At 68.0% G+C, this 23,817-nt stretch carries 22 protein-coding genes, 2 pseudogenes and 1 riboswitch; of the genes and pseudogenes, 17 read left to right on the forward strand and 7 right to left on the reverse strand.

What is annotated here, in order from left to right:
* The first annotated feature begins 24 nt into the window (after nt 1-24).
* The 7 genes from WFH44_RS19450 (at nt 25) to WFH44_RS19480 (ending at nt 9,561) form a co-directional block, all read left to right on the forward strand.
* Nucleotides 25-1,680 carry an ABC transporter substrate-binding protein gene (locus WFH44_RS19450; RefSeq protein ID WP_336716014.1) on the forward strand — a complete coding sequence of 552 codons (1,656 nt, stop codon included), beginning with the start codon at nt 25-27 and terminating at the stop codon, nt 1,678-1,680.
* 6 nt (nt 1,681-1,686) lie between these two features.
* Nucleotides 1,687-2,646, forward strand: a complete 960-nt coding sequence (locus tag WFH44_RS19455; RefSeq protein ID WP_336716016.1) for an ABC transporter permease — start codon at nt 1,687-1,689, stop codon at nt 2,644-2,646.
* A 17-nt stretch (nt 2,647-2,663) separates the two neighbouring features.
* Nucleotides 2,664-3,539, forward strand: a complete 876-nt coding sequence (locus WFH44_RS19460; protein WP_336716018.1) for an ABC transporter permease — start codon at nt 2,664-2,666, stop codon at nt 3,537-3,539.
* 8 nt (nt 3,540-3,547) lie between these two features.
* Nucleotides 3,548-5,209, forward strand: coding sequence for an ABC transporter ATP-binding protein (locus WFH44_RS19465; RefSeq protein WP_336716019.1), 1,662 nt, complete (start codon nt 3,548-3,550; stop codon nt 5,207-5,209).
* A gap of 8 nt (nt 5,210-5,217) precedes the next feature.
* Nucleotides 5,218-6,471, forward strand: coding sequence for an acyl-CoA dehydrogenase family protein (locus WFH44_RS19470; protein WP_336716021.1), 1,254 nt, complete (start codon nt 5,218-5,220; stop codon nt 6,469-6,471).
* Nucleotides 6,471-7,895, forward strand: coding sequence for an LLM class flavin-dependent oxidoreductase (locus WFH44_RS19475; protein WP_336716022.1), 1,425 nt, complete (start codon nt 6,471-6,473; stop codon nt 7,893-7,895). Before WFH44_RS19470 ends, WFH44_RS19475 begins: the two co-directional genes overlap by 1 nt.
* An 87-nt stretch (nt 7,896-7,982) precedes the next feature.
* Nucleotides 7,983-8,073: riboswitch (SAM riboswitch) on the forward strand.
* 81 nt (nt 8,074-8,154) lie between these two features.
* Entirely contained in the window at nt 8,155-9,561 is a 1,407-nt protein-coding gene (locus WFH44_RS19480; RefSeq protein ID WP_336716024.1) for an LLM class flavin-dependent oxidoreductase, read from the forward strand.
* Nucleotides 9,562-9,697: 136 nt separating this feature from the next.
* Here the strand turns inward: WFH44_RS19480 and WFH44_RS19485 are convergent, their stop codons facing one another.
* On the reverse strand, nt 9,698-10,930 hold the full coding sequence (locus WFH44_RS19485; protein ID WP_336716026.1) for an alpha-hydroxy acid oxidase: 1,233 nt from the start codon (nt 10,928-10,930) through the stop codon (nt 9,698-9,700).
* 29 nt (nt 10,931-10,959) lie between these two features.
* On the reverse strand, nt 10,960-12,300 hold the full coding sequence (locus tag WFH44_RS19490) for an MFS transporter (RefSeq protein WP_336716027.1): 1,341 nt from the start codon (nt 12,298-12,300) through the stop codon (nt 10,960-10,962).
* Between the two features lie 74 nt (nt 12,301-12,374).
* On the opposite strand from WFH44_RS19490, the gene WFH44_RS19495 reads away from it, so the two are divergent.
* The gene (locus WFH44_RS19495; RefSeq protein WP_336716029.1) at nt 12,375-13,016 is read left to right on the forward strand and encodes a GntR family transcriptional regulator; all 642 of its coding nucleotides are present in this window, start codon (nt 12,375-12,377) and stop codon (nt 13,014-13,016) included.
* A 53-nt stretch (nt 13,017-13,069) separates the two neighbouring features.
* Here the strand turns inward: WFH44_RS19495 and WFH44_RS19500 are convergent, their stop codons facing one another.
* Nucleotides 13,070-13,909: a DUF1206 domain-containing protein gene (locus WFH44_RS19500; RefSeq protein WP_336716030.1), complete on the reverse strand. Its 840-nt coding sequence runs from the start codon at nt 13,907-13,909 to the stop codon at nt 13,070-13,072.
* A gap of 202 nt (nt 13,910-14,111) precedes the next feature.
* On the opposite strand from WFH44_RS19500, the gene WFH44_RS19505 reads away from it, so the two are divergent.
* The 4 genes from WFH44_RS19505 (at nt 14,112) to WFH44_RS19520 (ending at nt 15,859) form a co-directional block, all read left to right on the forward strand.
* Nucleotides 14,112-14,504, forward strand: a complete 393-nt coding sequence (locus tag WFH44_RS19505) for an MmcQ/YjbR family DNA-binding protein (RefSeq protein ID WP_336716031.1) — start codon at nt 14,112-14,114, stop codon at nt 14,502-14,504.
* Nucleotides 14,501-14,947, forward strand: a complete 447-nt coding sequence (locus tag WFH44_RS19510) for a hypothetical protein (protein WP_336716032.1) — start codon at nt 14,501-14,503, stop codon at nt 14,945-14,947. The genes WFH44_RS19505 and WFH44_RS19510 overlap by 4 nt, the downstream gene beginning before the upstream one ends.
* Nucleotides 14,925-15,458, forward strand: coding sequence for a DUF1990 family protein (locus WFH44_RS19515; RefSeq protein WP_336716033.1), 534 nt, complete (start codon nt 14,925-14,927; stop codon nt 15,456-15,458). Before WFH44_RS19510 ends, WFH44_RS19515 begins: the two co-directional genes overlap by 23 nt.
* 80 nt (nt 15,459-15,538) lie before the next feature.
* Entirely contained in the window at nt 15,539-15,859 is a 321-nt protein-coding gene (locus WFH44_RS19520; protein ID WP_336716034.1) for a putative quinol monooxygenase, read from the forward strand.
* A 10-nt stretch (nt 15,860-15,869) separates the two neighbouring features.
* Here the strand turns inward: WFH44_RS19520 and WFH44_RS19525 are convergent, their stop codons facing one another.
* Nucleotides 15,870-17,141 carry a serine hydrolase domain-containing protein gene (locus WFH44_RS19525; protein ID WP_336716035.1) on the reverse strand — a complete coding sequence of 424 codons (1,272 nt, stop codon included), beginning with the start codon at nt 17,139-17,141 and terminating at the stop codon, nt 15,870-15,872.
* Nucleotides 17,142-17,406: 265 nt separating this feature from the next.
* On the opposite strand from WFH44_RS19525, the gene WFH44_RS19530 reads away from it, so the two are divergent.
* A complete protein-coding gene (locus WFH44_RS19530) occupies nt 17,407-20,196 on the forward strand; it encodes an alpha-amylase family glycosyl hydrolase (protein WP_336716036.1) in 2,790 nt (929 codons plus the stop codon).
* A gap of 112 nt (nt 20,197-20,308) precedes the next feature.
* On the opposite strand, the gene WFH44_RS19535 is transcribed toward WFH44_RS19530, so the two are convergent.
* Nucleotides 20,309-20,605, reverse strand: coding sequence for an antibiotic biosynthesis monooxygenase family protein (locus WFH44_RS19535; protein ID WP_336716038.1), 297 nt, complete (start codon nt 20,603-20,605; stop codon nt 20,309-20,311).
* A gap of 339 nt (nt 20,606-20,944) precedes the next feature.
* On the opposite strand from WFH44_RS19535, the gene WFH44_RS19540 reads away from it, so the two are divergent.
* Together WFH44_RS19540 and WFH44_RS19545 are read left to right on the forward strand one after the other, a co-directional pair.
* Nucleotides 20,945-21,232 carry a hypothetical protein gene (locus WFH44_RS19540; RefSeq protein WP_336716040.1) on the forward strand — a complete coding sequence of 96 codons (288 nt, stop codon included), beginning with the start codon at nt 20,945-20,947 and terminating at the stop codon, nt 21,230-21,232.
* Nucleotides 21,225-22,139, forward strand: a complete 915-nt coding sequence (locus WFH44_RS19545) for a hypothetical protein (RefSeq protein WP_336716042.1) — start codon at nt 21,225-21,227, stop codon at nt 22,137-22,139. The genes WFH44_RS19540 and WFH44_RS19545 overlap by 8 nt, the downstream gene beginning before the upstream one ends.
* A 31-nt stretch (nt 22,140-22,170) precedes the next feature.
* Here the strand turns inward: WFH44_RS19545 and WFH44_RS19550 are convergent, their stop codons facing one another.
* Nucleotides 22,171-22,584 (reverse strand): LysR substrate-binding domain-containing protein, encoded by a 414-nt coding sequence (locus WFH44_RS19550; RefSeq protein WP_336716044.1) that lies wholly within the window; start codon nt 22,582-22,584, stop codon nt 22,171-22,173.
* Between WFH44_RS19550 and WFH44_RS19555 the strand changes: the two are divergent.
* Together WFH44_RS19555 and WFH44_RS19560 are read left to right on the forward strand one after the other, a co-directional pair.
* Nucleotides 22,560-22,796 (forward strand): annotated as a pseudogene (locus WFH44_RS19555) (hypothetical protein); the annotation flags it as partial. The gene WFH44_RS19550 and the pseudogene WFH44_RS19555 overlap by 25 nt on opposite strands.
* 42 nt (nt 22,797-22,838) lie before the next feature.
* Nucleotides 22,839-23,120: pseudogene (locus tag WFH44_RS19560) on the forward strand (chromosome partitioning protein ParA); the annotation flags it as partial.
* A gap of 146 nt (nt 23,121-23,266) precedes the next feature.
* Here WFH44_RS19560 and WFH44_RS19565 read toward each other — a convergent pair.
* Nucleotides 23,267-23,817 (reverse strand): hypothetical protein (locus WFH44_RS19565; RefSeq protein ID WP_336716046.1); only part of this gene is annotated, 551 nt, incomplete at its 5' end.

Here is a 23,817-nt window from a genome sequence, read left to right on the forward strand (position 1 = left end):
CGGTAATGACCGAGAGGAGCCTTCATGGCCATCAACGACGACAACGCGCCACAACCCGTGCGCCGCTTCCGGCGGGCCCAGGCCGCCGCCCTCCTCAGCGTTTCCGCACTGCTGCTCGCTGCCTGCGGCGGTAATTCCGGTGGCGGTGCGGAGCCTGCCGCCGATAATGGCCAGCCGGTCCAGGGCGGCACCTTGGTTTACGCCGAAGTGGCGCCGATCAACAACTTCCAGACCCAGTCGGCACGCTTCTACGAGAAGGCGAATGTGCTCAACAGCGTGCTGGACCGGCTCACCTACTTCGACGCCGAATCGGGCAAGCTCGTGCCGTGGATTGCCACCAAATTCAGCGGCAACGAGGACAACACCGAGTTCACCTTCGACATCCGCCCCGACGTGAGCTTCAGCGACGGCACGCCTGTGGATGCCAAGGCCGTCAAAGCCAACCTCGATGCCCTCGGGAAGGGCCTGGATGACGCTCAGATCCAGCCGAACGTCGACTTTTCCGCCTACGAGTCCACGGAGGTCGTCGACGAGGACACCGTGAAGGTGCAATTGAAGAGCGCTGACGCGAACTTCCTGCGCGCGACGTCTTCCGTCGCCGCGGGTCTGGTCTCGCCCAAGACCTTGGAGCTGGACAATGCCGGCCAGTCGGACATCGCCAAGATCTCCGGCTCGGGTCCCTTCGTCTTCGAGTCGGAGAAGCCGGACGAGGAGCTCGTGCTGGCAAAGCGGTCGGACTATGCCTGGGCTCCGGAAACGGCGGAGAACCAGGGTGCCGCCTACCTGGACAAGGTCGTGGTGAAGTACCTGCCCGAGGTGGCGCACCGTGCCGGTGCCGTCCAGAGCGGCCAGGTGGACCTGGTCCGCGGCCTGCAGCCGGCGGACGAGGCTGCTGTGGCGGCCGGGGGCAACCAGGTGCTGCCCGCCGCGGGCATCGACCTGACTGCCAATACGGCCGCCGTGCGCATCGGCAGCGGCAAGCTCGCGGATGAGAAGGTCCGCCAGGCCCTGCAGGTCGGCATCGACCGGCAGGCGCTGAAGGACACCGTGCTCTCGGACAGCTACCAGATTGCCGGTTCGATCCTCAACCACAAGGCCCCTGGCTTCGTGGACCTCTCGGCTGACCTGGCCTATGACCCGGAGAAGGCCAAGTCCCTGCTGGACGAGGCCGGCTGGGTTGCGGGTGCCGACGGCATCCGTGAAAAGGATGGCAAGAAGCTCGAGGTCACGGTAGCGAGCTCGAACAACTCCGTGGTCATCAAGCCGGCCTTCGAACTGATCGAACAGCAGTGGCGCGAGATCGGTGTCAAGCTCGTCAACCGTGCAGCCGACAACACCTTCCTGGCCACTGCGCTGCAGGACCCGAAGGTCGAATTCTTCGGCACGCGCCAGTTCGCATACGGCGGCCTGGGGCCTGTCTTCGGACCCGAGACCAACACGCAGACGCTGGACGCCGACAAGGAACTCAACGAGCTGTTCGCCACTGAGCGCGCCGCCGCCGATGAGGCCAAGCACGAAGAACTGGTAGCCGAGGAACAGCGGGCCCTGGTGCTGGACAAGGCACTGGCTCTCGTTCTCTGGGATGAAGTCCAGGTCTACGGCGCGCACTCCGGCGCGCACGTAGAATTCACCTCCGGCACCGCGCCCATCTTCCAGGGCGCCTGGAAGACCGCGGAGTAGCCAATCATGGGACGCTACGTCGCGCAACGGATCGGGCAGGCACTGCTTGTCATCTGGCTGGCCTACACCGTTATCTTCGTCGCCGTGCAGCTGCTGCCCAGCGACCCGGTGACGATCTTCCTGAGCACGGATTCCGCCGTCGACCAGGCCACCATCGACAACATGAAACGCCAGTACGGCTACGACCAGCCTCTGCTGGTCCAGTACCTCGCCCAACTGGGCGGCTTGTTCACCGGCGACGTTGGCTACTCCCTGGCTTCCGGTGAGCCGGTGGCCCTGCGCATCAGCGGGGTCGCCGGTTCCACCATCGCCCTGGCGCTCTCCGCCTTTGCCACCGCGGTGGTGCTCGCCCTGGCTGTGGTGGTGGTTGCCACGCTGACACGCTCAGCGCTGCTGCGGAAGGTGGTGCTGAACCTGCCACCGCTTTTCGCTGCCGTGCCGGTCTTCTGGCTTGGGCTTGTGCTACTGGAACTGCTGTCCATCCGCTGGGGCGTCATGTCCCTCTTCCCGGACGGGTCCTTCCTGTCCCTGGCCGTCCCCGTGTTCGTGCTGGGCGTGCATGTCTCGGCCCCGATCGCGCAGGTGCTGCTCAAGAGCATCGACACCGTCTACAACCAGCCGTTCATCGACGTGCTGCGGGCAAAGGGCGCCTCGGCATCCTGGATCTTCTTCCGCCACGCGCTGAAGAACGCGGGCGGACCGGCCATGACCATTACCGGCATCACTGTTGGCACGCTGCTGGCCGGTTCGGTCATTACCGAGACGGTCTTCGCCCGCTCCGGCCTCGGCGCCGTCGTACTTCAGGCGGTGACCACCCAGGACGTGCCGCTGGTGCAGGGACTCGTGCTGCTGACTGCCAGCGTGTTTGTCGCGGTCAACCTGGCCGTCGACCTGCTCTACCCGCTGCTTGACCCGCGCATCCTCAAGTCCAACGGCCAGGGCTCTCCGCGGGCCCTGGCCGTCTGACCCGAAGCGAGCCTTCCATGACACTGCATCTGGAAAACCCTGCCACGGCATCCTCCGCGCAAATCACGACGCCAACCGCACCTGCCCGCCGCCGTCCCTCGGCCCGCACCGGGCTGTGGCTGACCGCCCTGCCGCTGCTGCTGGTGCTCGGCTGGGCGCTGATTCCCGGCCTGTTCACTACGGCCGACCCGATTGCCGGCGTCGGTGCGGAAAAGTTCCTGGCGCCCAGCACAGAGCATTGGTTCGGTACGGACCATCTCGGGCGGGATATCTACGCCCGGGTCGTCCACGGCACCTCGCAGACCCTGCTCACGGCCGGACTCGCCGTGCTGATCGGACTGGTCGCCGGAACGGTCATCGGCCTCGTCGCGGCAACCGCTGGGCGTGCCGCCGACGCGGCGGCCATGCGCCTTGTCGACGTCTTGCTGGCCGTTCCGGGCTTCCTGATTTCGCTCATTGTGGTGACTGCGTTCGAACCCGGCCCCATCTCGCTGGGAGTGGGCGTGGGCATTGCCTCCATCGCTTCCTTCGCCCGGGTCGTGCGTTCGGAGGTCCTGCGCGTGCGCAACCTGGACTTCGTCGAGGCCGCTTTCCTCAGCGGAGGCACCTACCGGTCCGTCGTCCTGCGGCACATCCTGCCCAACGCCACCGGACCAGTGCTGTCGCTGCTGGCAGTGGACCTGGGCGTCGCTATCCTGGCGATTTCGGGACTCGGCTTCCTTGGCTTCGGCGCGCCGCCGCCCACGCCGGAATGGGGCCTGCTGATTTCCGAAGGCCGCCAATACCTGGGCAGTGCCTGGTGGATGACCAGCCTGCCTGGCCTGGTCATCGTCGCCACCGTCGTGCTGCTGGCCGCATTCGGCCGCCAACTGCTGAAGATCTTCAGGTTCTAGGAGGACCCGTGAGCGTTACCACAGCCGACCAGGCCGCACCGACGGCACTCCCGCAGACCGTCCCGCTGCTGGCCATCCGCGGCCTGAAGGTCGAATACCAGTCCGGAACCACCGCCGTCGGTGGAGTGGACCTGACCCTGAAGGCAGGGGAAATCGTCGCGTTGGTCGGGGAATCCGGTTCCGGCAAGACAACCCTGGCCCGCTCCGTCCTCGGCCTGCTGCCGGCGTCCGCCCGGATCAGCGGGCGCATCGACTTCGACGGCACCGATTTGGCGTCCCTGTCAGAGAAGGAGTTCCGCCGGATCCGCGGCCGCCGGATCGGACTTGTCCCGCAGGACCCGGGCGCCTCCCTGGACCCTGTCAGGACCATCGGATCGCAGGTGGCCGAGGTGTTCCGGCTGCACCGGGACGGACGACGGCGGAGCAGGCGCGAATTGCGGGCCGAAGTGGTGCGGCTCCTTACCTTGGTGGGCATCGACCGGCCGGAGGAACGGCTGCGCCAGTACCCGCATGAGCTTTCCGGCGGGCTCAAGCAGCGCGTGCTCATCGCCATCGCCTTCAGCCTGCAGCCGCAGGTGCTCATCGCCGATGAGCCCACCTCGGCTCTGGATGTTACGGTCCAGCGCACAGTACTTGAAGTCTTCGACCGGCTGGCCAAGGAGTTCGGCACCGCCGTCATCTTTGTCACCCATGACCTGGCCGTGGCGACCGACCATGCGGACCGGATCGTGGTGATGCGCGGCGGGAGCGTCCGCGAAGACCGCGGCGTGGAACAGGTCCTGGCCCGGCCCGAGGATGAGTACACGGTCCGGCTGCTCGAGGAAGCCGCCCCGGCGCGGGCCGCTGCACCGGCCGCTGCTGCGGCAGCTTCGGCGCCCGGCACCTTCGCCCTCGAGGCTCGGGGTCTGGTGAAAGTCTTTGAACGCGGTGCTGCGAACCGGGCCGTGGACGCAGTCTCCTTCGGCGTGCGGCAGGGCACCACCTTCTCGCTGGTCGGCGAGTCCGGCTCAGGCAAATCGACCACTGCCCGCATGCTCATGCGTCTGCTCGATCCGACTGAGGGCACAGTCCTCGTGGAGGGTCGCGACGTGACCGGGCTGGACGGACGGGGCAAGCGCGAGCTGTGGCGGACCCTGCAGCTGGTTTACCAGAACCCTGACTCCGCCCTGGACCCGAGGCTGCAGATTCGCGACATCATTGCCGAGCCAATTGTGAACTTCGGCCTCGGCGGCCGGGCCGGCCAGCGGGAGCGCGTCCTGGAACTGCTCGAACAGGTCAATCTCCCCTCGCGGGCGGCCTCGGCCCGGCCAATGGAGCTTTCCGGCGGGCAGCGCCAGCGCGTTGCGATCGCCCGGGCCCTGGCCGCCGGAGCCAGGACGCTGGTGCTCGACGAGGCCTTGTCCGCCTTGGACGTGCTGACCCAGGCACAGATCCTTGCCCTGCTGGAGGAACTCCAGCGTGATCTCGGCCTGACCTACCTCTTTATCTCGCACGACCTGCACGTGGTCGAACGGATTTCGCACGAGGTCGGCGTCATGCGCCGCGGGAAGCTCGTCGAAACCGGGCCGACGGCCAGCATTTTCGGCAACCCCCAGCATGAGTACACCCGCCTGCTGCTGGAATCGAACCCCGGCCACCGACTGCGTGCCCTCGCCGCATCCAACAAGTAAGGACACAGATGAGCATCACCGCCACCGAACCGAGCACCGCCACCGGCGAGGCCCGCTATGCAGCCCTCGCCGCGCGCTTCCGGCCCGTCTTTGAGCGCATTGCCGGGGGGACCCTCGAGCGCGAACAGCAGCGCATTCTGCCTCATCAGCAGATCGGCTGGCTGAAGGAGGCCGGCTTCACGACGCTGCGCCTGCCGGCGGAGTTTGGCGGCGACCCGGTCAGCCACGAGCACCTGTTCCGCCTGCTCATCGAGCTGGCCGAAGCCGACTCCAACATCAGCCACCTGCTGCGCTCGCACTTCTCCTTCGTCGAGACCATCGCTCTTCAGCCGCATGCTTTCCAGGCGCGCTGGTTCCCGCGGGTGGCCGCGGGAGAAATCTTCGGCAACGCGGCAACCGAGCGCGGCGGAAACGCGCTCGGCACTACCGCGACCAAGCTCCGCAACGAGGACGGCCGTTGGCTGCTCAAGGGGGAGAAGTACTACACCACCGGTTCGATTTTCGCCGATTGGGTAGTGGTCATGGCCAGTACCGAATGCGTCGAGGGGCGCCAGTACGCCTTGGTCCGCGCCGACAACAAGCGTGTGCAGATCGTCGATGACTGGGACGGCTTCGGCCAGCCGCTGACGGGCACCGGCACGGCAGTGTTCGACGACGTGGAAGTGGAGGCGGAAGACATCATCCAGCGCAAGGTTTCCAGCACGCTGGAGCCGGCCTTCTTCCAGATGTGCCTGCTGGCGGTGCTTGCCGGGATCGGCCGCGCGGCCCTGCGGGATGCTTCCGAATTGGTCCGCCAGCGCACCCGTACGTTCAACACCGGCCAGGGCCAGTTGTTCCGCGACGACGCCCTGATCCAGGAACACGTTGGCCTGCTCGCCGCGAAGGTCTATGCCGCAGAGGCCGTTGTCACGGCGGCGGCTCGAGACCTGGATGCAGCCGTTGATGCGCAGCTCGGGCTCGACGGAGAGGCCGCCTACCTCCGCGCCGAGCTGGCAGTGCAAAAGGCCCATGTCACCGTACCTGGGCTCGTCCTCGCTGCCACCGAAGAGCTCTTCGACGTCACCGGTGCCTCGTCAACGAGCCGCGGCAAGGGGCTGGACCGGCACTGGCGCAACGCTCGCACCGTGGCCACGCACAACCCCGTGGCGTTCAAGGCCCGGTCCGTGGGCGACTACCACGTGAACGGCACCATTCCAACGGGCCTGCACAGCATCGGCGAAGCGCCGGTGGCCACTGGACAGCTGGCAGGGGGTGCTTCCTGATGGCGGCCGCACGGCCCCGCCTGCTGCTCAGCGGCTTCCTGATGAACACGCCCAGCCACATCCTCGGCGGGCAGTGGCGCCACCCCCAGGCGCAGCAGCACCGCTTCAACGAGCTGTCGCTGTGGACGGACCTGGCCCGCCAGCTGGAGGACGCCAAGTTCGACGCCATGTTCTTCGCCGACGTCGTCGGCCTCTACGGCGACCACGAAGGTGGTTGGGCCTCGCATGTCCGCCGGGGCATGCAGGTTCCGACCCACGACCCGTTGGTGCTCTGCTCGGCGCTGGCCGCGACCACCAAGGACATCGGGCTGGCCATGACAAGCTCCGTGATCCAGTCCGATCCATTTCAGCTGGCCCGCCAGATGTCCACCCTGGACCACATCTCCGGCGGCCGGGTTGCGTGGAACATCGTCACGAGCGTGCTTGAGAATTCGCACCGGAACTTCGGTGCCGATGGACTCACCGCCCACGACGACCGCTACGACTGGGCAGATGAATACGTCGAGGCCGCGTACAAGCTCTGGGAAGGCTCGTGGGAGGACGGGGCCGTGCTGGCCGACAAGGAGCGCGGCATCTTCGCCGATCCGGCCAAGGTCAACAAGATCCACCACCGCGGCGCCCGCTATTCCATCGAGGGACCGCACTTGGCAACGCCCAGCCCGCAGCGCACACCGTTCCTGTTCCAGGCCGGCAGCTCTACCCGGGGCCGCAGCTTTGCGGCGGCCCACGCCGAGGCGACCTTCCTGTTCGCCCCGCACACGGACTACGTTCGCAAGCAGGCGGCCTCCATCCGCTCCCTCGAAGCCGAAGCAGGCCGGGCCCCTGGCGACGTGAAAATCTTCGCGGGACTCTCGTTCGTCGTCGGCAGCACTGAGGCGGAGGTGAAGCGCAAGGAGGCAGAGTACGACGAGTACCTGGACCTGCACGCGATCATCGCCCACATCGGCGGCGGCATCGGCGTCGACTTAGGCGGCCTGCCGCTCGATACTCCGCTGGGCGAGCTGTCCACTGAAGGAGCACGGGGCGTGCTCGAGGCGGCGATCGCCTCGGTGCCCGGCGGCAAACCGACCGTCGGCGACCTTGCCCTCTACCGCGCCAAGGCCCAGCAGATCGCCGGCACTCCCGAGCAGATCGTTGACGAGCTGGAACGCTGGCAGGACGCCGGCATCGACGGCGTGAACGTGATGAACCAGATCCTGCCTGGCTCCTATACGGACTTCATCGAAGGGGTGCTGCCCGAGCTGCGCAAGCGCGGCCTGGCGCAGACCGAGTACCAGCCGGGTACGCTGCGCGAGAAGGTCTTCGGACGCGGGGCCCGGGTGGAACCGACCCATCCGGCGGCACGTTTCCGCGGCGCGTTTTCGGAGCATTCCGCCGCGGCTACGGAAAGGCTGCCCGTGCACGACGGCGGCCAGCCGGGGTAGCACGGTCCTCGTGCGGACCGGCGCGGGTTACCGGGTGTGACGGAAGCGTTTCGCGTTCGCAGCCCGTGCCGGTTCAATGGGAAGAAGTAACCATCCAGAGCGGCTGAGAGACCTGGCTCGTTGACGCCGCAGCAACCACCTCGCGAGAGGAAGGTGCTACCGCCAGGACCGATGGAGATGCAGAATCTTTCCGTTGGCCGCTCCGGCAGCAACGCCTCGCGGCCTTCGCGCGCACTTCACGGTCGGGAAGGAGCCTGAAATGACATTGCACAGCCCGCAGCGCCACATCCGCTTCAACGCCTTCGACATGAACTGCGTCGGCCACCAGTCGCCCGGCCTCTGGCGGCACCCGGAGGATAAGTCCGCCGACTACAACACCATCGGCTACTGGACCCACCTGGCCAAGGTGCTGGAGAAGGGCCTCTTCGACGGCCTCTTCATCGCCGACGTCCTGGGCACCTACGACGTGTTCGGCGGTTCCAACGAGACCACCCTGCGCGCCGGCACCCAGGTCCCGGTCAACGACCCGTTCCTGCTGGTCTCGGCGATGGCCGCGGTCACGGAGAACCTGGGCTTCGGCGTCACCGCGGGCACGGCCTACGAGCATCCCTACCCGTTCTCCCGCCGCCTGGCCACGCTGGACCACCTGACCAACGGCCGCGTCGGCTGGAACGTCGTCACCGGCTACCTGCCCTCCGCCGCGCGGAACATGGGCCAGGAAGACCAGATGGAGCACGACGAGCGGTACAACCACGCGGACGAGTACCTCGAGGTCATTTACAAGCTGCTCGAAGGCTCCTGGGAGGACGACGCCGTCGTCAAGGACAAGGTGAACAGCATCTTCACCGACCCGTCCAAGGTCCACGAGATCGGCCACGAGGGCAAGTACTTCAAGGTGCCCGGCATCGCCATCACCGAGCCGAGCCCGCAGCGCACCCCCGTGATCTTCCAGGCTGGCGCCTCCAAGCGCGGCACCCAGTTCGCCGCGGAGAACGCCGAGGCCGTCTTCGTGACCTGCCCGACCAAGGAAATGCTCGCCGCGTCGGTCAAGAAGATCCGCGACGCCGCCGAGGCCGCCGGCCGCGGCCGCTACGACGTCCGCATCTACGCCATGCAGACCATCGTCACCGGCCCGGACAACGAGACGGCGCAGGCCAAGTTCGAGGAGTACAAGTCCTACGCGGACATCAACGGCGCGCTGGCCCTGATCTCCGGCTGGATGGGCGTTGACCTGTCCACCTATTCGCCGGACGACGTGATCGGCGCGAACGTGAAGTCCAACGCCATCCAGTCCTCGGTCGAGACCTTCCAGAAGGCCTCCGGCGACAGCGGCGAGCCGTGGACCATCCGCCAGCTGGCGGAATGGGTCGGCGTGGGCGGCTTCGGCCCGATCACGGTCGGATCCGGCGCGCAGGTCGCCCAGGATCTGGTCTCCTGGGTCGACGAGACGGACGTTGACGGCTTCAACCTCGCCTACGCCATCACGCCGGGAACCTTCGAGGACATCGTCGAATTCGTGGTCCCCGAGCTGCAGAAGCTCGACGCCTACCCCACGGAGTACGCGCCGGGCACCCTGCGCAACAAGCTCTTCGGCCAGGGCGACCGCCTGCCGGAGCAGCACCGGGGCAGCCGCTACCGCATCGGCAGCTCCGTGGCCTCGGTCTAGCGGACGCTTTTCGGGCCGGACTATAGGGGAACAACGACGGCGGTGCACTACCTTCGCGAAGGTGGTGCACCGCCGTCGGGCTTTCCCGGGTGCGCGCGTGCGGCGCCGGCTGCCGTCAACGCTCCCGGCTGCGCGCTTAGAGCCCGCCGGTCTCCGTGGCCGCCGGGCGCAGGCGCAGCATTTCGGGCTGCAGGTCCTTGATGCTGGCGGCGCCCATGAGCTGCATGGTGGTGCGGACCTCATCGGCGAGGAGTCCGAGCACGCGCTCGACGCCCTCCTGGCCGCCGGCCATCAGCCCGTAGAGGTAGGCGCGGCCGACCAGCACGAAGTCGGCCCCGGCGCACAGCGCGGCCACCACATCGGCGCCGCTCATGATGCCGCTGTCGAGGATGATGTCGACGCCGTCGCCGGCTTCCTCGCGGACCTCGGGCAGGGCCTCGAAGGACACCGGGGCCCGGTCCAGCTGGCGGCCGCCGTGGTTCGAGACGATCAGTCCGTCGGCGCCGGCCGCCAGCGATTTCCGGGCGTCCTCGCGGGTCAGGACGCCCTTGACCAGCAGCTGGCCGGGCCAGATGGAGCGGATCCACTCCAGGTCCACGAAGGAGAGCGTGGGGTCGAACATCGAGTTGATCAGCGTCGGCAGGTCGGCGCTGGTGTCGGACAGCGACGCGAACTTCAGCGAATCCGTGGTCAGGAAGTTTAACCACCACTCCGGCCGGTAGGAGGCGTCCAGCACGGTCTTGAGCGTTAGCTTCGGCGGGATGACCATGCCGTTGCGGGTATCGCGGTGCCGGCGGCCGGCAACGGGGGTGTCCACGGTGACCAGCAGGGTGTCGAAGCCGCTGGCCTGGGCGCGCTGCAGCAGGTCCTGGCTCTTGGTCCGGTCCTTCCAGAGGTACAGCTGGAACCAGCGGCGGCCCTCCGGCGCCGCGGCGGCCACCTCCTCGATCGAACGGGTGCCCATGGTGGAGAGCGAGAACGGCACGCCGTACCGGGCGGCTGCCCTGGCGCCGGCATCCTCGCCCTCGGCATGCATAAAGCGGGTGAAGCCGGTGGGCGCGATGCCGAACGGCAGTGCGGAGGTGCCGCCGGCAATCGTGGCCGACAGGTCGACATCCGCGGTGCCGTGCAGGATGCGCGGCAGCAGCTCGATGGAGTCGAAGGCGGCGCGGGAACGCCGGTAGGTCAGTTCGTCCTGGGCGGCGCCGTCGACGTAGTCGAAGGCGGGCCGCGGCGTGCGCCGCTGGGCGATGCGGCGCAGGTCCCACAGGTCAGCGGCCTTCGCCAGCCGGGGCCCGCGACCGAGGGCCGGCCGTTCGAACTGCATGAGCGGGCGTAGCTCACTCCACTGCGGAAGCCGGTGTTTCATGGATCCAACTGCTTTCTGTTCGGGTCGGGTCAGCGGGCGGCAGCGGCGTTGTTGCCGGTGCCGCGGGCCAGGACGACGGCGGCGATGCTGCACACGCAGCAGGCCGCAACGTACGCCGCGGCCAGCCAGGTGCCGCCGTCCGCGGCCTGGATCAGCGCCGCGGCGATCAGCGGCGAGAGGCCGGCGATGATGGCGCCGTTGGTCTCGCGGGCCAGCGCCACGCCGGAGAACCGCTGCTTGGGTGGGAAGAGGTTGGTCAGGAACGCGCCCTGCGCCCCGGAGCTGGCGCTGACGCTGAACACGTAGCCGATGGCCAGCCCCAGCCCGGCGATCAGCGGGTTGCCGGTGGCCATCATCTGGAAGAGCGGCCAGGCGAACAGGGCCCCGACGATCCCGCCGAATGCGAGCACCCGTCCGGCGCCGTACCGGTCGGCGGCCCAGCCGGCGATCGGGGAGCCGATGATGCAGAAGAGCGAGGCGATGGTCACGACCAGCAGCGCCGTGGGCCGCGCCATGCCGACCGCTTCCGAGGTCATGAAGGTGATGGCAAAGACGGCCATAACGTAGTTGACCGCGTTGTGCCCGGTGATGGACAGAAAGCCGAGGAACACCTGGCGGCGGTTGTGGCGCCACAGCTCGCCGAGGGGCACCTTCTTCTCCTGCTGATCCCGGTTGGCGCGGGCCTGCAGGTACTCCGGGGTCTCCTCGAGACTGGAGCGGATGTACAGGGCGACGAAGAAGAGGACGGCGGACACGAGGAACGGCACGCGCCAGGCCCAGTCGAGGAGGGCCTGGTCCCCGGCCATCGAGGCCAGGAAGAAGGCCAGCGTGGCGAGGGCGATGCCGGCCGGAGGCGTGGCAAGGACGAAGGACGTGTACTTGCCGCGCTGCTTCGGCGGCGCGAACTCGGCCACCAGGGTCATGGCGCCCGCCAGCTCGGCGCCCGCGCCGAGGCCCTGGAGCAGGCGGAACAGCACCAAGAGCAGCGGTGCGGCCGCCCCGATGGCCGCGGCGGTGGGCAGCAGCCCGATGCCGACGGTGGCGGTGCCCATCAGCAGGATGGTGAGGACCATGGCGGGCTTGCGGCCGTGCCGGTCGCCGATGTGTCCGATGACGACACCGCCGAGGGGCCGCGCGATGAAGCCGACGGCGAAGGTGGCGAACGCGGCCGCCTCCGGAACCGCATTGGAGAAGAACAGCGGGCCGATCACCAGGCCGGCCGCGGCGCCGTATAGCGCGTAGTCGTACCACTCGATGATGGTGCCGACGACGGCGGCGGTCAGTGCCCTGCGCGCTCCTTGCGGGAGCCGCCCGGGGGCGGCGGCCGGCGCGGCTGTCTCGAGCTGCTGCTCCATTGAAGGTCGTTCCACAAGGTTAGTGATATCACACAAGTATTTCTGAAGTATATTTGTGTGAGGAGTGGCCGCCGCGCGAAAGGGGATCGATGGGATCGCTGGCCGATCGCCTGGAAGAGCTGCTGCGGGAACGGATCCTGCAGGGCGTGCTGGAACCGGGCTCCGTGGTCGTGGAACCCGAACTTGCCAAGGAGTTCGGGGTTTCCAAGACCCCGGTGCGCGAGGCGCTGCAGCGGCTCGTGACCCAGAGCTACGTCACGGTGCTGCCCAAGAAGGGCTACCTCATCCGCACCATGGGGCTGCCGGACGTGCTCGAGCTCGTCGAGATGCGGACGGTGCTGGAGCCGCACCTCGCCGCCCGTGCCGCCCGCGGCCTCAATTCCGCGAGGGGCCTGGAGGCCATGAAGCAGGAGCTGGTCCGGCAGCGGGAACTGCTCCGGTCCGACCCCGAGGCCTCGATCGCCAGCGGCAGGGCGTTCCACGAGTCGCTGGCCGCAGAAGCCGGCAATTCACGCATGCTGGACGCCTTGCTCCGGTGCATGACCGAGATGGGCCGCGCCTACAACGTGGTGCCCGGCGCGCAGAGCCATCTGCGCAGCGAGGAGGAGGTCTGGGAGCACGAGGCGATCTATGCCGCCGTCGCCGCCGGCGATCCGGAGGGCGCCCGGAAGGCCATGCTGGACCACCTGAAGTCCATCCGCCGCACGCTGACGTCCCAGTTCGACGACTGAGACGGCCCGGCCCGGACCTCGGCCCGGCCCCGACCTCGGCCCGGGCCGGCCGGTTACATCTTGCCGTAGCGGGCGCGCGCCCCCAGATAGAGGCCGTAGCACATCAGGCCGACGGCAATCAGGATCAGGGCCGCGTCGCCGAAGGGCTGTTCCTTGAGCGCCTTGAGCGCTCCGTCCAGCCCCTTGGCCTGCTCCGGATCCTGATGCAGTGCCGCGACGGAGAACAGGATGCCGAGCACCACCAGGGCCGCCCCTTTGCCGATGTAGCCGAAGGTTCCCAGCCAGCTGACGCCGATCCGCTGCGCCCCGGGCGGGAGGGTCTTGAGGTCATCGAGGAACTTCTGCACGATGCCCTTGTAGACGTAGAAGATTCCGGCGGCGGCGATGCCGGCGCCGATCAGGAACAGCACGATCGCGCCGCCGGGGAACTGCAGCAGCTTAGAGCTGGCATCCTGCGAGGTCTCGCTGCTGTCGCTGCTGCCACCGAACGCGAAGACGCCGAAGACGCTGCTGATCGCCGCGAAGACGATGCCCAGTCCAACGGCCTTGGCCCGTTTGCCCCACTTCTTCTTGTCTTCCAAGTGGCGGTACCCGAAGGCCGCATCGGAGAACTGCCACAGTGCCAGTGCGGCGCAGGCGATCATCCCGGCCCAGATCAGCAGCGCTCCGCCCGGCTTGGAGGAGAGCTCGGAGACCGCTCCGGCCTGGTCCGCCTCGCCCGAGGCGCCGAGCGCCAGGCGCAGCGCGAGCACGCCGATCAGCACATGCAGCAACCCGCTGGCCGCCCAGCCGAACCGCGCCACGATCTCCAGGGTCTTCGATTCGGAGGCTTCCTCCGCTGTGTCCTTGGCCCTGCGGGCCTCCCGCTTCGCCCTGTCCACTCCGCCGCTCACGTGTACCTCCTATAGCACTGTCCGAGGACGTGCCGGCACCCGCCCCGCTGCCGTCGTCGTCCTCCAAGTATGCCCCCGTCGGGGAGGGGATGGGTGACGGGATGAGGGACCGGATGGGTGGCAGGACGGCTCCCGGCGGAACGTTTTCCACAACCGGCGGCGCGGCCTTTCCGCGGTCTGCGGGCGGCGGTAGGCTGGCCGGGTGGATGGAGCCGGGCTGCGAGCGATTTGCCTGGGCCTTCCGGGCGCCTTCGAGGACTTTCCCTTTGGCCCGGAGGCCTCGGTGTTCAAGGTGCGCGGACGGCCCGGGCCGGCAAAGATGTTCGCGCTCGCGGACCTCGGGGCCGAGCCGCTGAGCATCAGCCTCAAGTGCGAGCCGGAGCTGGCGCTGCAGCTGCGCGCGGCCCATCCCGAGATCACGGGCGCCTACCACATGAACAAGACGCACTGGAACGGCGTGCTCTGTAACGGGGGTCTGGAGGACGAGATGATCAGGGACATGATCGAGGACTCGTATGACCTGGTGGTCGCCGGGCTGCCGCGGCGCGACCAGGAGGCCCTGGGCTGGGTCGGCCTCAGCAGGGAGGGTCGATGATCGCGCAGGAGACGCTGGACGGGCTGTGGGATTTTTCGGATCCGCTGGGGTCCGAGCAGCGGCTCCGGGCGGCGGACACTAACCGCTTTGCCCTGCGGGTGGACCGGAACGAGCTGTCCACGCAGGTGGCGCGGGCGCTCGGCATGCAGGGGCGGCGTGAGGAGGCCCTGCACCTGTTGGACCTGATTGACGACGGCGGGGAGCCGGTGGTGCTGGTCCGCGTCCTCCTGGAGCGGGGCCGAATCCTGCTCTCGGCCGGGCAGGCCGCGGACGCCATGCCGCTTTTCGAGGACGCCGGGCACCTGGCGGCCGAGTCGGGTCTGGACTATCTGGCAGCGGATGCGAAGCAGATGGCCGCGGCCACGGATCCCTACGCCGCCGCGGAGTGGGCCGGAACGCGGCGGACAGCGGAAGGTCCCGATGATCGGGCGGAAATCCTATAGCGCCGCGGAGCTGACCTATCCCGACCAGAGGCTGACCCGGCTGGGCCGGGCACCGGAGGGCTACCGGGTGGTCCGGCATCGGGTGGCCGTGGGCTCGGGGCGGGAAGACTTCGCCCGCCTGGCGGACGGCATCCTGGCTTGGAACCTACACCGGGTCGCGGGACTCCGTGTGGACCCGTCGACGCCGCGGGCGGCCGAGGGGGTGGACGTGGTCTCGCGCTTCGGGTTCGGGCCGCTCCGGCTCGCGGCACCCTGCCGTGTGGTCTGGGCCGCCGAGGAGCCGGACCGCGCGGGTTTCGGCTACGGGACGCTGCCCGGGCATCCGGCCTCCGGAGAGGAAAGCTTCCTGGCCGTGCTCGGAGCGGACGGCCAGGTCTACCTTGAGCTGTTCGCGTACAGCCGGCCCTCCAATTGGTTCTACCGGGCCGGTGCTCCCGTCACAGTCGCCGTGCAGGAATTCGTGACCCGGCGCTATCTGGCGGCGGCACGGAAGCTCGCAGCCGGCACGTGAAAGGATGAACCTCGGAACCACCCGCCATCCGGCCGGACCACCTGGTCCGGCCGCCCGCCAGCAACAGAAAGGCAGCTGAAGTGATCTTCATCGTCGTCAAGTTCAAGGTCAAGCCCGAGCACGCGGACCAGTGGCCCGAGCTGACCCGGGAGTTCACCGAAGCAACGCGCGCCGAGGCCGGTAACCTCTGGTTCGACTGGTCCCGCAGCGTCGACGATCCGGACGAGTACGTCCTCGTCGAAGCCTTCAAGGACGACGCGGCCGAGGCCCACGTCAAGAGCGGACACTTCGCGAAGGCCATGGCGGAGCAGCCGCAGTACCTGCAGGAAACCCCGCGCATCATCAGCCGCCAGATCGACGGCGAGGGCTGGGACCAGATGGGCGAAATGACCGTCGCCTGACGCCCGGCCCTCACGGGCCGCCGTATATCTCGCCGATCAGGGCCCGGGCGATGGATGTCGCAGGGTCGCGTCCATCCGCCGCGGGGGCCAGGTTCGTCCACACCACCATCGTCAGGTCGTTGCCCGGGTCGTAGCCCATGAAGCTGTTGAACCCGGGCAGCTCACCGGTATGGCCATACAGCTCGCCGAACTTCGCGATTGCGAGGCCGTACTGCGCCGAATCGGGATTGTCCGGATCGGCCGGACGCAGGCTATCCATCCGGATCTTCTGCATCTCCTCGCCCAGCACGCCGCCCTCGGCTAGGGCCTTGCCCCACACAGCCAGGTCTCCGGCCGTCGAGGTGCCCTGCCCGGCGGCCCAGCACCATGAGCTGCTCGCGTCGGTCACGTCGTTCGGCTCCAGTTCGCCGGCCTCGGCCGCCGCGATCAGGTCCGCCGGAAGCTTGGTGGACGCGATGGTCAGGACGTTGTCCATGAACATGTAGCCCTGCGGGTGCGGCCCCGCCAGCGCGGTGGTCTCCGACGGCGGGAACGCGGAGTCGTCCATGCCCAGCGGATCGAGGATGCGCTCCTGGATGATCTGCTCGAGCGGCTTGTCCTCCAGGTCCTCGGCGATCAGCCCGAGCAGCACGGTGTTGGTGTTCGAGTAGTGGAAGCCCTCGCCCGGCGGGAAATACACCGGCAGGGGCAGGGCGATGGCGACCAGCTCCTCCGGCGTCCAGACACGCTCGGGTGTCTCATCGAGCGCGAGGTTGAGCTCGTAGGATTCCGAGTAGTTGTAAAGGCCGCTGCGCATGTTGAGCAGCTGCTCGATGGTGATCTTTTCCCCGTTCGGCACGTCATCCCGGAACTTCGAGACCGGGTCGTCCAGCTTCAGCCGTCCTTCTTCGACCAGCTGCAGGATGACCGTTCCCGTCCAGGTCTTGGTGATGGAGCCGATCCTGACGTGGTCCTGCAGGCCGACCGGATCGGAATCGTCCCGGCTGCGGTTGCCGTAGGTGAACTCGAGCTGCCGCTCCGGGGTGCGCAGCAGCATCACGGCCCCCGGGGTCAGCAGGTCCTCCGCGAGGCCCTCGAAGGTCTGCCGGAGCCGTCCCTCATCGATCGTGATCGGGGCAGGAGTCCCGCTGGCCACTGCCGCGGCCTCCTCGGTCGGTTGCGGCGGTTGCGGCGGGCCGGGAGAGGTACAGCCAACCGGCCCGAGCAGCAGCACGGCTGCCAGGCCGACGGCGGCGGCCGGCTTCACTAACGAGCGCCGGGCGGGATTGCGTGCTGCCTTCATGATGGGCTCCGGTTCGTGCCACCCCCGGGACAACCGGCACACTCGCGCCGGCAGATAGCGCACAATCTACTCCGTCTGCTGCCCCGGGAAAATCCCTCGAACGGGGTGGTGGCGCCGGGCGCCGGCGGACGGCGACGCGCGGCATCCACGGGCGGCGGGACGGCAGTTGGGCGTCCCGCGGCCGGATCCGGGCGCCAGGCCTTGACTGTAAGTGTGACGAGGGACACGCTAGGGCGGTTGAAGGATTAGCCGACCAGGAGCCGCCATGTCCGCCGCCCGTCCCACCGCTCCGTCCCGCACCTCGGCCGCGCCCGGCGGAAGGCGACGCACGGCACGGCGCCGCGCAGCCGCCGTCGTACTCTCCCTGCTGCTGGCCGTGCCCGCGCTCCCGGCCGCGGCACAGCCGGGGGAGCCTGGGGAGGCGGGGCAGGCAGGCCGCCCGACGGCGGGGCAGGCGCAGGCCCGGCAGTCGCTGCGGGCCCCGGTCAGCGACGAGAACTTCTACTTCGTGATGGCGGACCGCTTTGCCAACGGAAATGCCGGGAACGACGGCGGCGGGCTGGGTTCCGATCCGCTGGTGTCCGGCTTCGATCCGACCCGGAAGGGCTTCTACAACGGCGGCGACCTGGCCGGGCTGCTGGAGCGGCTCGACTACATCCAAGGGCTGGGCACAACGTCCATTTGGCTCACGCCGAGCTTCAAGAACAAGGCCGTGCAGCCGGAGGACGGGTCGGCCGGATACCACGGCTACTGGATCACGGACTTCACGCAGATCGACCCGCACCTGGGCACCAACGCGGAGCTGAAGCAGCTGATCGACGCGGCGCATAAGCGCGGGATGAAGGTCTATTTCGACATCATCACCAACCACACCGCGGACGTGATCGGATACGAGGAGGGCGCGCGGACGGGCTATATCTCCAAGGATCGCGAGCCCTACCTGACGGCCGGCGGCGAGGCGTTCGACGACCGGGACTACGCCGGCGGCGCGGACTTCCCGGCGCTGGATCCGGCCACGTCGTTCCCCTATACCCCGGTGCTGGAGCCGGGGGAGGAGGACCTCAAGGTTCCCGCGTGGCTGAACGATCCGACGCTCTACCACAACCGGGGCAACACCACCTTCACGGGCGAGGACTCCTACTACGGCGACTTCTTCGGCCTGGACGACCTGTTCACCGAGCACCCGCGCGTGGTGGACGGGATGAAGGAGATCTACCAGGCCTGGATCGCGGACTTCGGCGTGGACGGGTTCCGCATCGACACCATGAAGCACGTGGACGACGCGTTCTGGCAGGAATTCGGGCCGGACGTGCTCGAGTACGCGCGGGCACAGGGCAAGGACGAGTTCTTCATGTTCGGCGAGGTCTTCGACACCACGAAGAGCTTCACCTCCCAGTTCACCACCCGCAACAGCATGCAGGCGGTGCTGGACTTCCCGTTCCAGCAGGCCGCTCGTGACTTCGCCTCGCGCGGCACGGGCGCGGCCGGGCTGGCGGAGTTCTTCGCGGGCGACGACTGGTACACGGACGCGGATTCCAATGCCTACCAGCTGCCCACTTTCCTGGGGAACCACGACATGGGCCGGATCGGCAGCTTCATCGCGGCGGACAACCCGGGCGCCGGCGACGCGGAGCTGCTCAGCCGCGACCGGCTGGCGCACGAGCTGATGTACTTCTCGCGCGGGAATCCGGTGGTGTACTACGGCGACGAGCAGGGCTTCACCGGACCGGGCGGGGACCAGGACGCGCGGCAGAGCCTGTTCGCCAGCCGGGTGCCGGAGTACCTGGACGACGACCTGATCGGTACCGCGTCCACGCACGCGGCGGACAATTACGACGCCGGCCATCCGCTCTACCGTGCGATCGGCGGCCTTGCGGCGCTCGCCAAAAAGCATCCCGCCCTGCGCGACGGGGCGCAGCAGCACCGCTATGCCGCCGAGGGAGCCGGGGTCTACGCCTTCTCGCGGATCGACCCGGAGGATCAGCGCGAATACGTGGTGGCGGTCAACAGCGCCGAGACCGAACAGACGGCGCAGGTTCCGACCTACATCCCCAAGCGCCGCTTCGTCCAGCTCTACGGCGGCGAAGGCGCGCTCAAGACGGACCAGGCCGGGACGCTGACCGTGACCGTCCCGCCGCTGTCAACCGTGGTGTACCAGTCCGCGGGCCGCATACCGCACTCAAAGCAGGCCCCCGCCGTCGTGCTCTCCGCCCCGCAGCCCGCCGCGGAGGACAACGGGCGCATGGAAGTCACCGCCGAGGTGGCCGGCGGGTCCTTCTACCAAGTCAGCTTCGAGGCCCGGATCGACGGCGGCGAGTGGCAGCCGGCGGGCACCGACGACAACGCGCCGTACCGCGTGTTCCATGACGTGGCAGCGCTGGAGCCCGGGACGCGGGTGGAATACCGCGCCGTGGTGCTGGACAATGGCGGGCACACCCGGCCGGGCAACGTGGTCTCGGCCGAGGTGCCGCAGCCGAAGCTGTCCATGGTGCTGCCGGCGGAGGGCAGCCGAGTCTCCGGTCAGGTGGAAGTCAGCGCCGTGGCCGCGCCGGAAAAGCCCGGCCATGAGGTCACGCTGGAACGGCGGATCGCCGACGGGGAATGGACCGTGATCGGAACGGACGATTCCTCACCGGTCTACACCGCGTTCGACGACGTGGCCGGACTGGGCCTGCCGGACGGGACGCAGCTGCAGTACCGGGCGCGGCTGGACGGTTCGGTCAGCGACGTGCGCACGGTCGCCACCGGCGACCGGATCGAGCAGCCGGACTGGGTGACTGCGGCCGGAAGCTTCAACTCGGAACTCGGCTGCAGCGAGGACTGGCAGCCGGCCTGCGAGCAGGCGATGCTCACCCTGGAGGAGGACGGGATCTGGCGCCTGACGGCGGACCTGCCGGCCGGCCGGTACGAGTTCAAGGCCGCGCTCAACGGCAGCTGGGAGGTGAACTTCGGCGCCGGCGGCGCGCGCGAAGGCTCCAACATCGTGCTGGAGCACGACGGCGGCCCGGTCACCTTCAGCTATGACCACCGGACGCACGTCATCACCGCCGGGTAGGTTTCCCCGAGGCGCACGAACGGCGGCCCCGGCCCGTCGTGGGCGGTCCGGCGTCGGGTCAGGGGGAGGGGCGAGGTCGGGCGCCGCGAGCCTGCTGCTTGTTGGCCCGGCTTTATTCCTGGCCGGCCACCTGCTCCAGCGTGTGCGGCTCGAAGTGCTCGATCGTCTCGCGGATCCCCGCCAGCCCCTCGCTGAAGGCCCGCGATTCCCGCCACTCCTTCATCTGCTCGACGGACTCCCACGGTCCCGTGCTGATGAAGCGGTTGGGGACGTCCTTGTCGCGCATCAGCAGGCCGTGGGCGCCGGGGAACGCCTCCTTGGTCCGCCTCGCCAGATCCTCCCACGCATGCATAAAGTCATCCTCGCGGCCCGGTTTCACGAGCCAGATTCCCATCGAGTACACCGGCATTTGCACAGCCCTCCCGTCACGATCGTGAAGATACTCGATTATCTGCCCGCGGTACCGCGCCGGGAAGGGCCGGAAGCAACCGCCATTGAGTCGGGCAACGACCGGTGCAGGACGCGCCATCGGAACATGCAGAACCGCCTCGGATCGCTGAAGGAGCGATGTGCGTACGCCTGTCCGGGCTCTCTGCGAGAGGGGCGCCTACGAGGCCCCGTTCTGCAGCGCCGAAAGGGATGGTTTCCTCTGGCCAGAGGTCGGTCATAGGTCCACACTTGGGGCAACCCGGCGGACAGGTCGAGGCGTCTCCGCTGGATGCAGCTAGAGGGAACATAGAGGTGCGCTATGGAGAACGGCGACGACCAGATGAGCATCGACATCTATCTGGCAGGTCAAAAAAGCTTCGAGGGCATTGTCAACGGAATCCGTGTCACGGTTCATCCGGGGGCAAGGCCGAACTGGCCCGAAGGCGGCCCTTCATGCGTGGCGGCGGGCTTCAGCCACGTCCGCCCACCGACACCGCTCCCGTCCGTTCTATATTTGAAGCGTTTTGGGCAGGGTGTGCGCCGCATGTCCATGCGGGCAGCAGAACACGGCCGGAACCTGCTCTCCAGGAGGAGGGGCCGTGGCTGAGGCATCCGCGTCCGCGGCGCAGGGTTCCGTGCCCACACTGCCGGCCGAAGACCGGATTCGCGAAACAGCCAAGTGGCTTACGGTAAGCCTGGCAGCTGTGGGCGGATTGGTCGTCACCGGAACGCAGTTCAGCAACCTTGGAGCCGTGCACGTAGGTAGCCCGAGGTTCTGGGTAATCGTGATCAGCGCAGCCCTTGCTGCCGGCGGCACGGGACTAATTCTGGCTGGTGCCGTAAAAACGGCGACGACCGAGCCGGTGAAGCTGAGTGACTTCACGGACAAGGGCTGGGCGCAGGATATGGCGCTTCAGGAGGGCATCGAAGGAGGGGCGCCAGCGCTAGCAAAGATCTACAAGGAGGCGTTGGATCGTCGCGAGCAGACCTACCACGAATACGTGGATGACAACGAAAACCAGCTCAAGCTGAGGCAGTCAGAGAGGGCGGAAGCCAGAGCGCTCCAGCTGGCCTATATCGTTCGGAACGTCTCCCGAGTTGCGTCCTACGAGAAAGTCGCCAACCAGTGGAAGCGCTCGACAAGGATGGTCTTTTGGGGCTCAGTGGCAGCCCTGCTGGGAATTCTTGCCTTCATCTGGGCCATCAACCCTCCTGCCGCGGTCAAAGCGAGCGAGGCCTCACCGGCGGTCGTCGGGCAAGTGGCCTCCCGAATGCTGACGCTCGAACCGGCCGGCCAGCGGGCACTTGCCAAGGCTCTCGGGCAGGACTGCAAAGTGGGTCAGCCGCTGGAGGTCGTCCACCTGGCCAAGACTGACACAGGTCCTGACGTGCTGGTGCAGCAGGACGGCTGTAAGCAGGTGCGCCTGATCATCACCGCCAGCTGGGGACATCTCCAGGAGCCGGCTCCAACGCTGCCGGCGCAAGAGACGCCCAAACCCGCTCCCTCTCCCTAAGCATCCCATCCGCGAGCTGTCCTTTGGCGGGCTAGGGCGACCACTCCGGTGCGAACATTGATGCGACCCTTGCCTCGATGTGCTCCAGCGCAGCCATGATGGTTGGCTGCTTGCGGGCGCCCATCCTGGTGAGGCTGAGGATGCGGCGGGACGGCTGTGTCTTTCCGCTGAGCGGCACCCGGGTCACTTCCCAGTCGTCGTGGATGCGGGCCATCCTGGGTATGAGGCATACACCGAATCCGTATGCGATCAGGGCCAGGCCTGTGTCCCATTCGTCGGCGTAGTGGGCGATGTTGGGTGAGAATCCCGCGGAAAGGCAGGCGGAGATCAGCAGCGGGTAATAGGGGCTGTCAGGGCGGCTGACGATCCATGATTCTTCGGCGGCATCGGCGAGCTTGACCCGAGGCTGGTGGTCCAGTGGATGATCTTGCCCGCTGGCTGACACCGCAGGCAACGGCCGACTACTCGGCCGTTGACCCGGCCAACGTCCCGGCGACCCGCATCACCGGGCCGGCCAGGCTGACCGTCGACGAAACCAACGGCTACGGTGTCACCGCGAAGGTCTCCACCAACGCGGGGACGTACTCGCTGCAGCTGCCTCGCACGGGCAGTCAAGCCCCGTGGAAGGTCAACCGACTCACACCCCCAACGACCTAAGCTCCGCCCCTGTCCACCTCCCAAATACAAAGGAAAAAGTTCATGGGTACTACACCAACCGAGGCCCTGGCCTTTCCCAACATCAGGGCTATCGTCCGCGACAACGGAACCGCCGAGGTGGTCGTTGCCGGAAACTCCCGCATGGTTCCTGCCGGGGACTCGCTTCAGGACCTTCGCAACAACGCTCTGGCCCTTGTGCAGGCAGAGGCCCGGACCCTGCAGCGCCCCGTCAGAGTCCGGATTGAGCATCCCGAAGGGCACGGTGAACTGATCGTGCACCCGGACCACAAAATCGAATCAGTCTCGTACGAGCCCCGCCCCGCCGACCTGTTCATGTGACTATTAAGAGGGCTTCCCGCGGTTCGTCCAAGGACTAAGACCATTGACTTCAGCCTGCGTTCCATACGTGACGGCTGCACTGCATTTCGGGCGGTTCATCCAGGCGTTCGACAACAACGCCAATCGAGAGGTCACTCAGCTTGCGCCGCAGTGGAGCGGACATTGACGGCCTGTGATTGTTTGTTGTCGGGCCGAGCCGGATAGGCGAGCATGATGGCGGCCGAGGCGGCCCAGGCGAGGCCGACGCCGGCCAGGGTGAGCCCGGCACCGAGTCCGGTGGCGGCTCCGGCGAGGGCGGCGCCGGCCGCGGACGCGCTGGTGCGCAGGCCGGCTCCGACGGTGAAGACCTGGGCCTTGAGCTCGGGCTGGCTGAGGTGGCTGCGGAGGAAGAGCATGGTGGTGGTGCTGGGTGCGGTGAAGACGCCGGAGAGGCCGATCGCGATGATCGTCCAGGTGGTCCCGAGGTCGAAGGCCGCGGCGATGGTGCAGGCGCCGGTGGCGAAGTAGCCGGCCATCATGACCAGGTGGGGGCGGGCGCGCGTCGGACGGATCGTCTCCCACACCGCTCCGGCCAGGCTGCCGACGGCGAAGGCGGTGACGAGGACGGCGCCCTCGGCGGCCGAGCCGATGCGTTCGATCGAGAGCGCGACGGCGGCGATGGCCAGTCCGCCCTGGCCGAGCT

Origin of the sequence: Arthrobacter sp. USHLN218 (assembly GCF_037144715.1) — a bacterium.
Lineage (GTDB): Bacteria > Actinomycetota > Actinomycetes > Actinomycetales > Micrococcaceae > Crystallibacter.